Below are 13,976 nucleotides of genomic sequence, written 5' to 3'. Positions count from 1 at the left end.
ATGAGTGCGTTCAGTGCAATCGGCGAGGAACGAGAGGTAGCGCAGGACGAGTTCACGCCCAGCATCGAGCCCCAGCCCACGTGGTGTCCGGGCTGTGGTGACTACGGTGTGCTCAAGGCCCTCAAGGGCGCGATGGCGGAACTCGGCAAGAACCCCGAGGAGATTCTGCTCGCGACGGGTATCGGCTGTTCGGGCAAGCTGAACAGCTACTTCGACAGTTACGGCTTCCACACGATTCACGGCCGTTCGCTGCCGGTCGCTCGCGCGGCGAAGCTCGCGAACGACGGCCTCGAGGTCATCGCCGCCGGCGGTGACGGCGACGGCTACGGCATCGGTGGGAACCACTTCATCCACACGGCCCGCGAGAACCACGACATGACGTACATCGTGTTCAACAACGAGGTCTTCGGGCTGACGAAGGGTCAGACCTCCCCGACCTCGCCGAAGGGCCACAAGTCGAAGACCCAGCCGAACGGCAACGCGAAGACGCCGATCCGCCCGCTCTCGATGAGTCTCACGGCGGGCGCGTCCTACGTCGCCCGGACGGCCGCGGTCAACCCGAACCAGGCGAAGGAGATCATCAAGGAGGCCATCCAGCACGACGGCTTCAGCCACGTCGACTTCCTGACGCAGTGCCCGACGTGGAACAAGGACGCGAAGCAGTACGTCCCGTACATCGACATCAACGAGTCGGACGACTACGACTTCGACGTCCACGACCGGCGCGAGGCTCAGGACGCGATGTTCGAGACGGAGAACGCCCTCTACGAGGGCGAAGTCCTCACTGGTCGCTACTACGTCGACGACGAGCGCCCCTCCTACCAGGAGGAGAAGCGCGCTCGCGGCGAACTCCCCGAGGAACCGCTTGCGGAGCGGTACTTCGAGGAGGGCGAGTGGGAGCGCTCCTACGACTTCATCGACCGGCACGCCTGAGAGGGTTTCCGGTTCGGAAGATATTTTTTCGCTGGCGTCAAAGTAACTGGTGTGAGTAGTGAATCGACGGAGGAACGAATCCTCGCGGCGCTCGAGGAGGACGCGCAGGCGTCGTACGCCGAGCTCGCCGAGCGCGCCGACGTCTCGAAGCCGACGGTCCGCAAGTACGTGAACGAACTGGAGGAGGCGGGCGTCATCGTCGGCTACACGGCCGAGGTCGACCCGAAGAAGCTCTCCGGGCAGTCCATCGCGATGGTCGGTATCGACGTCGAGTCGGAGCGCTACGTGGAGGCGACGCGCGCGCTGAAGGACCTCGAGTCGGTGCGCTCGCTCTACACGTCCTCGGGCGACCACATGCTGATGGCAGAGGTGCGCGCGGCGGACGGGAACGCGCTCGGCGACGTCATCAGCGAGGACATCCTCGGCATCGACGGTGTGACGGCCGCCCACCCCTCGTTCCTCCAGGAGCGCTTGAAGTAACTCGTCGAAACCGAGACGTTTTGCGGACGCCGCCCTTCTCGTCGGTATGACGACGTTCGAGCACGACTCGTGGGTACGCGCGCCGCTGGAGGCGGTGTGGGCGTTCCACAGTCGCGTCGAGGGCCTCGTGGCGTTGACGCCGGACTGGGCGAACCTGCGCGTCGAGCGCGTCACCGGTCCCGACGGCGGGGCAAACCCGGACGTCCTCGGGGTCGGCGCGCGCCTCGAGCTCTCCGTGCGGCCGTTCGGCGTCGGACCGCGCCAGCGCGTCGTCTCGGAGATAACGGCACGCGAGCGCGACGACGGGACGGCCTTCTTCCGGGACGTGATGGTCGAGGGGTCGTTCCCGGAGTGGGAGCACACCCACCTCTTCTACGGCGAGGGCGACCGGACGCTTTGTCGCGACCGCATCAAGTATCGCACGCCGACGGGGCCGTTCAGCCCCGTCGCGGACGAAGTCGCCAGAGCGGGCTTCGAGGCGGCGTTCCGTTATCGCCACCGGGCACTCCGCGGGCACGTCGAGTGAGCGCCCCGGAACGTCCGGGACAGCCGGCTTTGTTCCGAACTCTACATTCCTGACAGTATCCGATAGCCGACGGTTTCGAGCGGTGAGCCGACCGATGTTGTTTTGCTAACCTGTGGTCGTAGTGTGGGTATGAGTCGGTCCCGGGGACAGTCGTCGGTCGTAAGCGTCGCACTCCTCCTCGGGTTCACGCTCGTCGTGGTCGGGGCGGCGGTGGTCCTCGGTTACGGGGCGATTTCGCAGTCGACGGACGCGGTCGCCGTCGAGCAGGCGGGGAATGCCCTCTCGCAGTTCGATTCAGCGGCGAGCGAGGTGGCGCTTGGGTCCTCGAGTGCGAGCCGCGTCTCCCTCGGCGGGTCTGACGTGCGCGTCTCGGACGCCGGGACACTCTCGGTGACGGTGACGAACCTCTCGACGGGGGCGTCGTCGCCGCTCGTCGAGAAACGCCTCGGCGCCGTCGTCTTCTCGCGCGGCGCGCGCACGGTCGCCTATCAGGGCGGGGGCGTCTGGCGGGACGGGCGGGTCGTCTCGCCGCCCGAAGTCCACTACAACGAGGGGACGCTGACGCTTCCCATCGTGACGGTGGGCGGGGACGCCACTGGGAGTAGTCTCCTCGTCCGCCGTCACGGCGGGTCAACGCCTGTCTTCCCGGCGGGGAACGTCTCGAATCCCCTCACCGGGATGCGAGTGAACGTCACGGTCACGGGTCCGTACTATCGCGGGTGGGCGACGTTCTTCCGCGAGCGCACGGCGGGCGCGGTGACGGTGGACGACGCACGGAACGCGACGACGCTGACGCTGACGAACCCGCCGCCGCGGACGCCGGTCGACGCGGGCGTCATCTCGGGTGCGGCGGGAACGACGTTGCGCGGCGGCGCGGATATCGACGGTTACGACTCCCGTAGCGGCGACTATACGGCGACGAAGAACGACACGGGGCGCGTCTCGGTAGTCGGGAACATCGAACTCTCGAACGGCGGCCACCTCCGTGGTGACCTCACCGTCGGCGGGTCGGCGACGATCACCGGCGGCTCGTCGGTGACCGGCACGGTCCACTACGGCGGCGCGCGGCCGTCCGTCTCCGGCGGCGGGTCGGTGGGGTCGCTCTCGTCGGACGCGACGCCGCTCCGACCGGCGAGCACGGCGGGCGCGGTTCGACAGGTTGTCGAGCGAGCGAAGGCGACGAACGACAACGGCGAGGTGAGCGTCGTCGACGGCACGTCGCTGAACTGCACGGGCCAGCAGTGTACGATCCCGGCGGGCACCTACTACCTCACGGGATTCAACCCGGACTGGCACGACGTCGCGTTGAACACGACGGACGGGGACGTGACGCTCGTCGTCGACGGCGATTTCTACGTGGCGAACGGCGCGAAACTGAACGTCACCGGGCCGGGGCGAGCGAACGTCTACGTGACGGGGGACGCGGACGTCACGGGCGGCGGGCGAATCGCGGCACCGGGCGACGACGGGACGCGGTTCTGGCTCTACCCGCTGCCCTCGAGTGATGTGACGTTCCACAACGGCGTCCACTTCACGGGCGTCGTCTACGGGCCGGGCGGCGGCGACCGGGCGGGCGCGAACATCACCGTCCAGAGCGGCGTCCACGTCTACGGCGCGCTCGTCGGGAACGTCCGCCGGTTGGCGAACGGCGCGCACGTCCACTACGACCACGCCGTCGGCGCGGCGCTCCCGGACACGACGAGCGCCGTCGAGGACCCGCCCTCGACCATCTCCTACCTCCACGTCTCCGTCGAGCGTCTGAACGTCACCGCCGCTCAGGCTGGCTGAATCGGCCGCCGAACGCCCGCTGGACGACTTCGTTGAGCGCGGGATGGACGTGGACGGTGTCGCGGATGTCGGCGACGGTGCCGGTGCCCGAGCGCATCGCGACGCAGACTTCGTGGACGAGTTGGGAGGCGCGTGGGCCGACGATGTGTGTGCCGAGGATTTCGCCGTCGGGCGCGGCGAGCACCTTCACGAACCCGGGTGGGTCGCCCATCGCGAGCCCCATCGCGGTGTCGGCGAAGTCGTAGCGACGCAGGCGGTAGTCGTGGCCCTCGGCGCGGAGTTCGGCCTCGGTGTGGCCGACGCCGGCGACCTGCGGGGAGGCGAAGACGGCGTGGGGCATTCCGGTGTAGTCGATTGGTTCGCGGGCGTCTCGCAGGGCGTTCGTGATGACGGTGCTCGCCTCGTGGTTCGCGGCGTGCTTGTAGAGGAAGCGCCCGACGACGTCGCCGAGCGCCCAGACGTTCTCGGCGCTCGTCTCGAGGTAGCGGTTCGTCGCGACGTAGCCGTCCTCGGTGGTCTCGATGCCGGCGGTCTCGACGTTCAGCCGGTCGGCGTTCGGGGTGCGGCCGGCGGCGACGAGCAGGCGCGTGCCTGCGACGTCAATCGCGTCCTCGCCGTCGACACGCTCGGCGTGGAGAGTGACGCCGCCGTCCTCGTCGCTAACGCGCGTCGCCTCGTAGCCGGTGTGGACGTCGAAGCGCTCGCGGTACCGCTCGGTGAAGTGCTCGGCGACCTCGCGGTCCTCGTCTGGGAGGAGGACGTCGCGGCGGCCGACGATGCTGACGTCGCTCCCGAACGTCCCGAAGTAGTGTGCGAGTTCGGCGGCGACGTAGCCGCCGCCGAGAATCACGAGGTGCTCGGGCGGGTCGGTGGCGCGGAGCGCGTCGTCGCTCGTCCAGTAGTCGACGGTGTCGATGCCCTCGACGTCCGGTATCACGGGCCGGGTGCCGGCGGCGACGACGACTTTCTCGCCGCGAATCGTCGCGTCACCGACCTCGAGGGTGCGCTCGTCGACGAACCGCCCGGTCTCCTCGAAGAGCGTGTGCTGGGGCGAGGATTCGAGGCCGCGCCGGATGGAGTCGCTGTCGGCGTCGACGTGGCCGCTCACCTCCGAGACCATCCCCGAGAAGTCGACGTCGTGGACGCGCGCGTCGATGCCGAACTCGTCGGCCGACTCGACCGTCTCCTTGACGTCGGCGCGGTGGACGAGCATCTTCGAGGGGATACACCCGCGGTTGAGACACGTGCCGCCGACGGGGCCGTCCTCGACGACGGCGACATCCTTGCCCTGCTGGGCGGCGACGGCGGCGACGTCGAGCCCCGACCCGGAGCCGATGACGACGAGGTCGAACTCCTGCATACCCGACTCCCTCACGCGCCGCGCGGGTATAGCTTAGGCCAGGTCGACGACGACGGGGAGGTGGTCGGAGGGGTAGCGCCCGTCGTCGTACTGGTCGCTGCAGGCGGCCCGCCCCTTAACGGTCCACGCGTCGTCGACGAAGACGTGGTCGATGGTCCAGTCGGCGATGAGGCTGCGGAAGTCGGTGCGCGAGGTGTTCGGGCCGTGGTCGTGGGTGGCGCACGCGCGGGCGTCCCGGAAGGAGGACGTGAGCCGCTCGTAGGGCGGGTCGCCGGCCTCGCAGTTGAAGTCGCCGAGGACGACGACGCGGCCGTTCGGGACGCCGACGGCGCGTTCGCGCACGAGTTCCGCGCCGTTGCGCCGGGCGGTTCGGCCCTTGTGGTCGAGGTGGACGCAGAAGACGACGACGACCTCGCCGCTCGCGCGCTCGCGGAGGGTGGCGCGCGTGCAGACCCGTGGGTGGGTGGCGTCCCAGCCGACGCTCCCCTCGATGTCGGGCGTCTCGGAGAGCCAGAAGGTGTCGTGGTTGCGCAACTCGAAGCGCTCGGGGCGATAGCCGATAGGGACGTACTCGCCGGCGGCCTCGGCGCTGGCGCGCGACTGACCGACGAAGCGGTACGCCGGCAGGCGCTCGCGGAGGTCCTCGAGTTGGGCCGCGAGCGGCTCCTGCAGGCCGAGCACGTCGGGGGCGTGGTAGCGGACGGTCGACGCGACCGCGTCACGACGGTGGCGCCAGACGTTCGCACCGTCCTCGGGCGTGTCGACGCGGACGTTGTACGTCATGACGCGAACGGGGTCCATCTGTGAGTGGGTTCGCCGCCGACCCCTAAATAGACGGCGCGACGGGGGCCGCGTGATATCAGGAATCACATGTAACCGCTCGACAAAGTCGGTGTCAAGCGTCGAACTCTTGGTCGTCCGCTGATAAGCACGGCCGATGACACTCATCGCGGAACTCCGCGTCTCGAGTCGCGAGCTCCCGCTCGTGACCGCGCTGGAGGCGTCGCCGGAGACGACGCTGGAGGTGGAGTCCGCGATGGCGGGCGACCCGAACCGTCCCGCGCTGTTCATGTGGGCGAGCGGCGGCGACCTTGATGCCTTCGAGGCGGCCGCGGACGAGGACCGCGCGGTCGGCGCCGTCGAACGGCTCGAAGACCTCGGCGAGCGCCGCCTCTACCGCGTCACCGTCGCCGAGGGCGCGCCGGTCGTCCTCTACCGCGAGACGGTGAACGTCGGCGCTGCGCGCCTTGACGTGCAGGCGACCGTCGAGGGCATCGAGACGCGCATCCGCTTCCCCGACCGGGAGGCGCTGGTGACGTTCCGCGAACGCCTCGTCGACCGCGGCGTCGACGTCACCGTCCGGCGGCTCTACTCGGAGCGGAAGGCGGACGGCGACGAGCACGGACTGACGGAGAAACAGTACGAGACGGTCGAAACGGCGCTGGAGGCGGGCTACTTCGGCGTGCCACGGGGTGCGACGCTCTCTGAGGTCGCGGCGGAACTCGGCGTCTCCCGGCAGGCGGCCTCCGAGCGCATCCGGCGCGCGATGGCGACGCTCGCCGCGGACGCCGTCGAAGACGCCGACCGCGACTGAGTCTCAGCGCCCGAGGCGCGCGCGGAGCCCCGCGACGAGGCGGGCGACGCCGACGAGCACGGGATAGACGAGCGCGTAGGCGAGCGTGAGCGCGAGCGTCACGAGGGCGGCGAGCGCGACGACGGCGAACGACCCGACGCCGCTCGTAATCGTCATTGCCTCCTCGAAGAGCGTCGGGTCCTCGGAGTACGACTCGTTGAGGTAGGGGCGCAGCGCGGCGTGTGGCCGTCGGAGGAGGGTGCCGGAGAGGCGACGGCCGACCGCGAGCGGTCCGGGAATCGACATACCCCGTCCTGCGCGCGCGGCGGACAAAAACCCGGGTGGCACAGTCCGGCGGCACTCCGGCGACACGGCGCGCGTCCCGACGCCGGGCTATTTGGCGGCGGCGCGCGAACCGCGGGACGTGAACGCGATAGAGACCGAGGACCTCCGGAAGTCCTACGGCGACCTGACGGCGCTCGCGGGGCTGACGCTGGCGGTGTCGGAGGGCGAACTCTTCGGGTTGCTCGGACCGAACGGCGCGGGGAAGAGCACGACAATCCGCATTCTCACCGGCCAGCTCCGGCCGGACTCGGGGTCGGCGTCCGTGCTCGGCGTGGACCCGGTGGCGGAGCCCGTCGAGGTGCGCGAACGCATCGGCATCCTCCCCGAGCAGGAGTCGCCACCGAGCTTCATGACGCCGCGCGAGTACTTCGACTTCGTCGCGACCGTTCGGGACCTCGACGAGTCCGTCGTCGCGAAGCGCGTGAAGACGTGGGCGGAACGGCTCTCCTACCGGGAGAAACTCGACACGCTGAACACCGACCTCTCACGGGGCCAACAGCAGAAGGTGATGATTACGGGGGCGTTCCTCCACGAGCCCGACCTCGTCTTCATCGACGAACCGCTCGTCAACCTCGACCCCATCGTGCAGGAGTCGCTGAAGCGCTTCCTCGAGTCCTACCGGGACGACGGCAACACGGTGTTCCTCTCGACGCACGACATCGACGTCGCCGCGGAGCTCTGCGACCGCGTCGGCATCGTCAGCGAGGGGGACCTCGTGACGACGCGCCGGCCCGCCGACCTCGCGGAGGGCGAGCGCCTGCTCGACGTCTTCCTCCGGGAGGTCGGACACGACGAGGGCGTCGCGGCGGGTGAGTCGGGCCGATGAGCACGGCGCGGACGGTGCTCGCGGCGATGTTCCGCGAGGAGTGGCGACTGCACACCGAACTCTTCGGTGGGCGGCGCTTCGCGGCGTTCCCCGTCTTCCTCGCGCTCGTGGGCGGCCTGACGACGTGGGCGCTCGGGACGACGGACACCGACGTCGCGACGGTGGTCGGGGGCGTCCACGTCCTCGTCCTGCTGTTCGGCCTCCAGACGGGCACCGTGGGCCTGCTCGGGCAGGACGCGATGGAGGACCTCCTCGGCGACGTGACGCTCGTCGTCTTCAGCGCGCACACGCTCCCGGTGAGCGAGCGCCTGCTCCTCGGCGCGTTCCTCGTGAAGGACGCCGTCTACTACGCGATACTGTTTCTGGTGCCCATCACGGTGGCGTTCGCGCCGTTGCTCTCGCTCGCCGCGCTCCCGCTCCTCTGGGTGACGCTCGCGTGGACGTTCGTCCTCGGCCTCCTCGGGACGCTCGCGGGCGTGGCGTTGACGACGCGCGGCCGGCCGGGGACGGTGCTGGCGCTCGCCGGTGTCGCCCTCCTCGTCGCGGCCTTCCTCGGCGGCTATCCGGTGGTGGAGGCGACGCCCTACGCGGTGTTCCTCGCGCCCGGCCTCCGCTCCGTCGTGCTCGCGCTCTTCCCGCCGCTCCTCCTCGCCGGCGTCGCCGCCGTCACCTACGACTCCGAGTACGAACCGCCCGCACGGACCGTCGAGAACGAGTTCCGCGCGTGGCGTCGCCGGGTGCCGGCATGGGACGACCCGGTCTTCGTGAAGACGATGCTGGACGTCGAGCGCTCCGCCGGCGGCTACTGGAAGGTGTTCTTCTCCGCGGGCGTCCTCTTCGTCGTGAGCGCGTTCCTCGTGGACCTCGCGACGGGGCTCGTCGACCTGCCGGTCCTCCCGGGCGTCGCGTTCGGGTCGATACTCGGGCTGACGGCGTTCACCACTTACAACTGGTTGACGCAGTTCGACAGCCTCGACACCTACGCGCAGTTCCCCATCGACGCCGGCGAAATCTTCCGCGCGAAGGCCCGGGCGTTCGCCGTCCTCGGCCTGCCCGTCGGCGTCGCCTTCTACGTCGGCGCCGTCGTCTGGCAGGACGCCGCGCTCCTCGATGCGCTCTGCGGACTCGCGCTCCTCGTCGGCCTGCAGGGCTACCTCTTCGGGCTGACGGTGGCGCTCGCGGGCTTCCGGCCGAACGAATTCCTCTTCGACACCGTGCTGTTCGCGACGTTCACGCTCGCCATCGTCGTCCCGCTCGTCCCCGTCCTCGTCGTCGGCTTCGTCGCCGCGCCACTCACGCCCCTCCCGGCGCTCGGTCTCGCGCTCGTCGGCGTCGCCCTCGGCGTCACGGGTGTCGGCCTCTACCGACGGGCGGTGCCGCGGTGGCGTGAACGCCTCCGAGAGTAGCATTTCGGAAACAATACTCGACATTTAGACATGTGTAATTGGTGTCTACGGTCGCTAACAGTTTCGTAGAATGGTGTTTCAACAAATTATTCTCTGTACCAGTCAGCTCGATGTAGTTTCATATCGGCCAAAATATGTAACAGGAAGCCGAGCGGAGTGTCGCCCGCAGTATGTCCAGACCGACAGCCGTAGCGGCCGTGACCGCCCTCTTCGTCCTCGGTGCCGTCGCCCCGTCCGCCGGGGCGGCCGCCGTCGCGCCGGGGTCGAGTACCCCCGCCGTGCAGGAGACAGCCACCAACACGACGCAGGTGGCACTCTCCATCACGGCGTCACCGTCCAACGCGACGGTCGGGGACGACGTCACGTTCACCGTGACGAACGCGAGCGGGAGCGCCGTTTCCGACGCCACCGTCGCAGTCGCGAACACCACGCTGACCACCGACGCGAACGGCACCGCCACCTACTCGTTCGCCTCGGCCGGCACGTATACCGCGACTGCCTCGAAGCAGAGCACGACCAACACGACGTACGCGAACGACTCGACCACCGTCACCGTCGAGTCAGCGAGCGACGCCACGACGCAGGTGGCGCTCGACCTGAGCGCGACGCCGTCCAACGCGACGGTCGGTGAGAACGTCACCTTCACCGTCACCGCGAACGGGACCCCAGTCCCGGACGCCACCGTCGCAGTCGCGAACACCACGCTGACCACCGACGCGAACGGCACCGCCACCCACGCCTTCGCGACGGCCGGTGACTACGTCGCCACCGCCTCGAAGCAGAGTACGAACGACACGACGTACGCGAACGACTCGACCACCGTCACCGTCGAGTCCGCGGCCGACACCACGACGCAGGTCGACCTGAACGTCAGCGCGACCCCGGCCGACGCGACGGTCGGCGAGACCGTGACGTTCATCGTCACCGCCAACGGCAGCGCCGTGGAGAACGCGACGGTCGCCGTCGCGAACACCACGCTGACGACTGACGCGAACGGCACCGCCACCTACGCCTTCGAAGCGGCCGGCGACTACACCGTCACCGCCTCGAAGACCGACACGGAGTCGGTCTCCTACACGAGCGCGCAGACCACGGTGAGCGTCGCCGAGGCCACGTCCATCGTCGACCTCGGCATCGCCTACACGCCCTCGTCGGACCTCACGCCCGGCGAGACCGTGACGTTCACCGTCACGAACGCCGACAGCGAGCCCGTCCCGAACGCCACCGTCCGCTTCAGTCCCGACAAGTTCGGGACGACCGGACCGCAGGGGCAGGTGTCCTACACCTACCTTCAGTCCGGGACGTTCGACGTGAGCGCGACGAAGGAGAACACCTCGACGACGTCGTACGTAGACGCGCAGACGACGGTGACAGTCGCCTCGAAGGTCATCCCGCTGAAAGTCGCCGTCACGTCCGGGTCGACGCCGTACCGCCCGGGTGAAACCGTCCAGTTCCAGGTGAAGAACACGAGCTCGTCGAACCCCGCGCCGAACGCCACGCTCTACGTGGACGACGAGCGCGTCCCGCTGAACGACAACGCCGTCGGCTCCTACACGTTCTCTGAGGCGGGCACCCACACCGTCGTCGCCGCGATGGAGACCCACGACGGCCTCGCCTACGAGAACGACTCGAAGACCCTCGAAGTCGAGAAGTACACCACCGACCTGAAACTCACGAAGGTGCCGGACTCCTCGCCGGTCCGGCCCGGCCACGACGTCGCGTTCACCGTGAAGAACAGTAACGGGAACGCCGTCGGCGCCGGCTACAACGTCACGGACGCAGCGACGAACGAGACATACGTCACCGATTCGGCCGGCCAGGTCACCATCAACTTCACCGCCGAGGGCACCCACACGCTCACGGTGAACCCGGCGGACAACCGGACGCACGCCTTCCTCGGCGACGAACTCGACGTCGACGTCGAGCGCAAGACGATTCCGCTGACGCTCACGAAGGTGCCGGACTCCACGCTCCGGCCCGCGACGCCCACCGAGTTCCGCGTGAAGAACGGGAACTCCGGGAACGGCCTCGCGAACGCCACCGTCACCGTCGCGAACGAAACCTACGTGACGGACGCCGACGGGTCGGTGACCGTCACCCTCCCGTCGGCCGGGAACTACACGCTCGTCGCGTCGAACGAGACGACGCTCACCACCGAGTACACGAACGCGACGATGAACGTCACGGCGACGAAGGAGGACGTCGGGCTGAAGCTCTCGAAGATACCCGACGCGACGCCCGCGCCGAACGAGTCCGTCGCGTACAAGGTCGTGACGGCGAACGACGGCAAGCGCGTGCCGAACGCCACCGTCTCCGTCGCCTCGACGAACGCCGCCTACACGACGAACGCGAGCGGCGAGGTCGCCATCGCGCTCGCCCACGAGCGGACCTACACGCTCACCGCCTCGAAGGCCGCCAATGCGACGACCACCTACGGGAGCGACACGCTGAACGTGACGGTGGACGACGGCATCCCGCCAGTCTACCTGAACGCCTCGTTCCCCGGTGAGGGTGCCGGCAACGTCGCCGTCGACGGCAACGGCACGATGAACCTCACGCTTGAGCGCGCGCCGAACGGCCTCTCCGGACTCACCGTCCGCCTCCACGCGGAGAACGGCACGGTGACGTTCGACGAGAACGCCACGCAGTTCGTCACGGGCGGCACCGAGAACATGTCCTTCACGTCCGTGAACGTCACCGACAACGGCTCGACGCTCACCCTCTCGATGTCCGACGTCGGGACGGACGTCCAGTCCGGTGACAGCGACGTCACGCTCGCGACCATCGGCGTGAACGGCGCGGCGAACGGGAGCGGGCACGTCTCGCTCACCGGCGTCCGCGTCCAGAACGAGAGCGGGTCGCAGATTACTGAACTCGTGACGCTCGGCGACGACGTCGCCGTCACGAGCGCGCCCACCGTCGCCGGCAACGCGCCGACGAACCTCGACGGCGACGCCGCCTACGAGGACGTCGACGGCGACGGCACGCTCACGTTCAGCGACGTGAACGCCCTCTTCCAGAGTATGGGCAACGACGCCGTCCACGAGCACCCGAAGGCCTTCGACTACAACGACAACGGGCAGACGGACTTCGCGGACGTCGTCTCGCTCTACCAGCAGGCGCGCACCTGACGCGTCCCGCAGTTTCGCTCTCTTTTTTCGCGCGTCGCCACGCCTATGCCCGCGTAGACCCTCCACTCGTGTATGAGCGAGCACGCGAGCGAACGCGACGGCGAGCGACACGACCTGCCGGAGACTGACGAGGAGTGGCGCGAGGTGCTGAGCGAGGAGGAGTATCGCGTCCTCCGCGAGCAGGGCACCGAGGCGAAGTTCACCGGCGATTTCATCGGGAAGGACGACGACGGCGTCTACCGCTGTGCGGGCTGTGACGCACCGCTCTTCGACTCGGAGACGAAATTCGACTCCGAGGGGTCGGGATGGCCGAGTTTCGACGACGCCATCGAGGGAAGCGTCGAACTCCGGACGGACACGAGCCACGGGATGGTCCGGACCGAAGTCGTCTGCGCGGCGTGTGGCGGCCACCTCGGGCACGTCTTCGAGGACGGCCCCACGGAGACGGGCAAGCGCTTCTGCATCAACTCGTGTGCGCTCGACTTCGAGGAGGACGGCGACAACTGAGGGTGAACGAAGGCGTCGCCACTAGTCGAGCGCTGAGCGACGCGAGGCGCTCGCCGACACCCACCCCAACCGTCGGAAACGCCTATCCGGCGGGCGCGGGACTGGTGGGTATGGCGAGCGAGAAGGAGAAGATGCTGCGCGGGGGGCGCTACGACCCGAGCGACCCCGAACTCGTGGCGGCGCGCGAGCGCGCCCGCGAGTTGACGGCGCGCTACAACGACGCCGGGCCGAACGCGGACGACGAGCGACGGCGAATCCTCGAAGAGCTGTTCGGGTCGGTCGGCGAAGGGGCGCACGTCGAGGCGCCGTTCCGCTGTGACTACGGCGAGCAGATTCACGTCGGGCGGGACTTCTACGCGAACTTCGACTGCGTGATTCTCGACGTCTGCCGAGTGGAGTTCGGCGACGACTGTATGCTCGCGCCGGGTGTCCACATCTACACGGCGACGCACCCGCTGGACGCCGCCGAGCGCGTCTCGGGAACCGAGTACGGGAAGCCGGTGGATATCGGCGACCGCGTCTGGCTCGGCGGGCGCGCCGTCGTGAACCCCGGGGTGACGATTGGCGACGACGCCGTTGTCGGGTCGGGCGCCGTCGTCACCGAGGACGTGCCTGAGAACGTCGTCGTGCAGGGCACCCCCGCGCGGGTCGTGAAGGAACTCGACTAGCTATTCGAGGCCGACCGGCGGCAACACGACGCAGGGCACCTCGACGTGACCGACGAGGCCGGCGGCGGTGCTTCCGAGGCCGCCTTCGGCGCCCGAGCCGGGATGGTGTGCGCCGAGAACGAGTTCGTCGACGTCGCCGGTGTCGAGTTCGTCGCGGAGTTCTTCGAGCGGGTCGCCGTCGCGCACGGCCGTCTCGACGTCCGGGACCGCGAGGCGCGCCGCCGCGACGTTCACCGCGTCACCGGCATCACCAGAACGCGGAGTGTTCTGGGTGGCGAACGAATCGCTCGGCGATTCGTGAACGTCCCGCGAGCCGTCTTCGGAGACGGCGACGACGCGGACCACGTCGTCGCTCGTGAGTCGGTCGCTGAGATAGTCGCAGGCGGCTGCGGTCGTGTGCACCGAGTCGGTGGCGAGGAGGAAGCGCGTCATA

General features: G+C 68.9%; 14 protein-coding genes. 10 read left to right on the top strand and 4 right to left on the bottom strand.

The annotated features are described in order from the left end of the window. The 4 genes from ACQUS8_RS02975 to ACQUS8_RS02960 all read left to right on the top strand — a co-directional run bounded on the left by ACQUS8_RS02975 (position 1) and on the right by ACQUS8_RS02960 (position 3,727). Positions 1-933: a thiamine pyrophosphate-dependent enzyme gene (locus tag ACQUS8_RS02975; protein WP_435096692.1), complete on the top strand. Its 933-nt coding sequence runs from the start codon at positions 1-3 to the stop codon at positions 931-933. 51 nt (positions 934-984) lie between these two features. After that, the gene (lrpA1, locus tag ACQUS8_RS02970) at positions 985-1,413 is read left to right on the top strand and encodes an HTH-type transcriptional regulator LrpA1 (protein ID WP_435096689.1); all 429 of its coding nucleotides are present in this window, start codon (positions 985-987) and stop codon (positions 1,411-1,413) included. Between the two features lie 46 nt (positions 1,414-1,459). Then, on the top strand, positions 1,460-1,939 hold the full coding sequence (locus tag ACQUS8_RS02965; protein WP_435096686.1) for an SRPBCC family protein: 480 nt from the start codon (positions 1,460-1,462) through the stop codon (positions 1,937-1,939). A 129-nt stretch (positions 1,940-2,068) separates the two neighbouring features. Further along, entirely contained in the window at positions 2,069-3,727 is a 1,659-nt protein-coding gene (locus ACQUS8_RS02960) for a DUF7289 family protein (protein ID WP_435096683.1), read from the top strand. On the opposite strand, the gene ACQUS8_RS02955 is transcribed toward ACQUS8_RS02960, so the two are convergent. Both ACQUS8_RS02955 and ACQUS8_RS02950 read right to left on the bottom strand, forming a co-directional pair. Continuing rightward, positions 3,705-5,087 (bottom strand): dihydrolipoyl dehydrogenase family protein, encoded by a 1,383-nt coding sequence (locus ACQUS8_RS02955; RefSeq protein ID WP_435096680.1) that lies wholly within the window; start codon positions 5,085-5,087, stop codon positions 3,705-3,707. The two genes, ACQUS8_RS02960 and ACQUS8_RS02955, sit on opposite strands and share 23 nt — an antisense overlap. A gap of 33 nt (positions 5,088-5,120) precedes the next feature. Next, complete coding sequence (locus ACQUS8_RS02950) at positions 5,121-5,888, bottom strand: endonuclease/exonuclease/phosphatase family protein (RefSeq protein ID WP_435096677.1); 768 nt, start codon at positions 5,886-5,888, stop codon at positions 5,121-5,123. Between the two features lie 136 nt (positions 5,889-6,024). On the opposite strand from ACQUS8_RS02950, the gene ACQUS8_RS02945 reads away from it, so the two are divergent. After that, positions 6,025-6,681 carry a helix-turn-helix domain-containing protein gene (locus ACQUS8_RS02945; protein ID WP_435096674.1) on the top strand — a complete coding sequence of 219 codons (657 nt, stop codon included), beginning with the start codon at positions 6,025-6,027 and terminating at the stop codon, positions 6,679-6,681. 3 nt (positions 6,682-6,684) lie between these two features. On the opposite strand, the gene ACQUS8_RS02940 is transcribed toward ACQUS8_RS02945, so the two are convergent. Continuing rightward, a complete protein-coding gene (locus tag ACQUS8_RS02940) occupies positions 6,685-6,966 on the bottom strand; it encodes a hypothetical protein (protein ID WP_435096671.1) in 282 nt (93 codons plus the stop codon). Positions 6,967-7,084: 118 nt separating this feature from the next. On the opposite strand from ACQUS8_RS02940, the gene ACQUS8_RS02935 reads away from it, so the two are divergent. The 5 genes from ACQUS8_RS02935 to ACQUS8_RS02915 all read left to right on the top strand — a co-directional run bounded on the left by ACQUS8_RS02935 (position 7,085) and on the right by ACQUS8_RS02915 (position 13,543). Beyond that, a complete protein-coding gene (locus tag ACQUS8_RS02935; RefSeq protein WP_435096668.1) occupies positions 7,085-7,831 on the top strand; it encodes an ABC transporter ATP-binding protein in 747 nt (248 codons plus the stop codon). Further along, on the top strand, positions 7,828-9,237 hold the full coding sequence (locus ACQUS8_RS02930; protein ID WP_435096665.1) for a hypothetical protein: 1,410 nt from the start codon (positions 7,828-7,830) through the stop codon (positions 9,235-9,237). The genes ACQUS8_RS02935 and ACQUS8_RS02930 overlap by 4 nt, the downstream gene beginning before the upstream one ends. A gap of 170 nt (positions 9,238-9,407) precedes the next feature. Continuing rightward, a complete protein-coding gene (locus ACQUS8_RS02925; RefSeq protein ID WP_435096662.1) occupies positions 9,408-12,368 on the top strand; it encodes a beta strand repeat-containing protein in 2,961 nt (986 codons plus the stop codon). A gap of 72 nt (positions 12,369-12,440) precedes the next feature. After that, positions 12,441-12,875 carry a peptide-methionine (R)-S-oxide reductase MsrB gene (gene msrB / locus ACQUS8_RS02920; RefSeq protein ID WP_435096659.1) on the top strand — a complete coding sequence of 145 codons (435 nt, stop codon included), beginning with the start codon at positions 12,441-12,443 and terminating at the stop codon, positions 12,873-12,875. Positions 12,876-12,985: 110 nt separating this feature from the next. Continuing rightward, positions 12,986-13,543 (top strand): sugar O-acetyltransferase, encoded by a 558-nt coding sequence (locus ACQUS8_RS02915; protein WP_435096656.1) that lies wholly within the window; start codon positions 12,986-12,988, stop codon positions 13,541-13,543. On the opposite strand, the gene ACQUS8_RS02910 is transcribed toward ACQUS8_RS02915, so the two are convergent. Continuing rightward, on the bottom strand, positions 13,544-13,975 hold the full coding sequence (locus ACQUS8_RS02910; protein ID WP_435096653.1) for a universal stress protein: 432 nt from the start codon (positions 13,973-13,975) through the stop codon (positions 13,544-13,546). It lies immediately after the preceding gene. Position 13,976 lies beyond the last annotated feature (1 nt).

It is taken from the genome of Halarchaeum sp. P4 (assembly GCF_051195175.1).
Classification (GTDB): domain Archaea; phylum Halobacteriota; class Halobacteria; order Halobacteriales; family Halobacteriaceae; genus Halarchaeum.
This window is presented reverse-complemented; position numbering and strand designations above follow the sequence as displayed.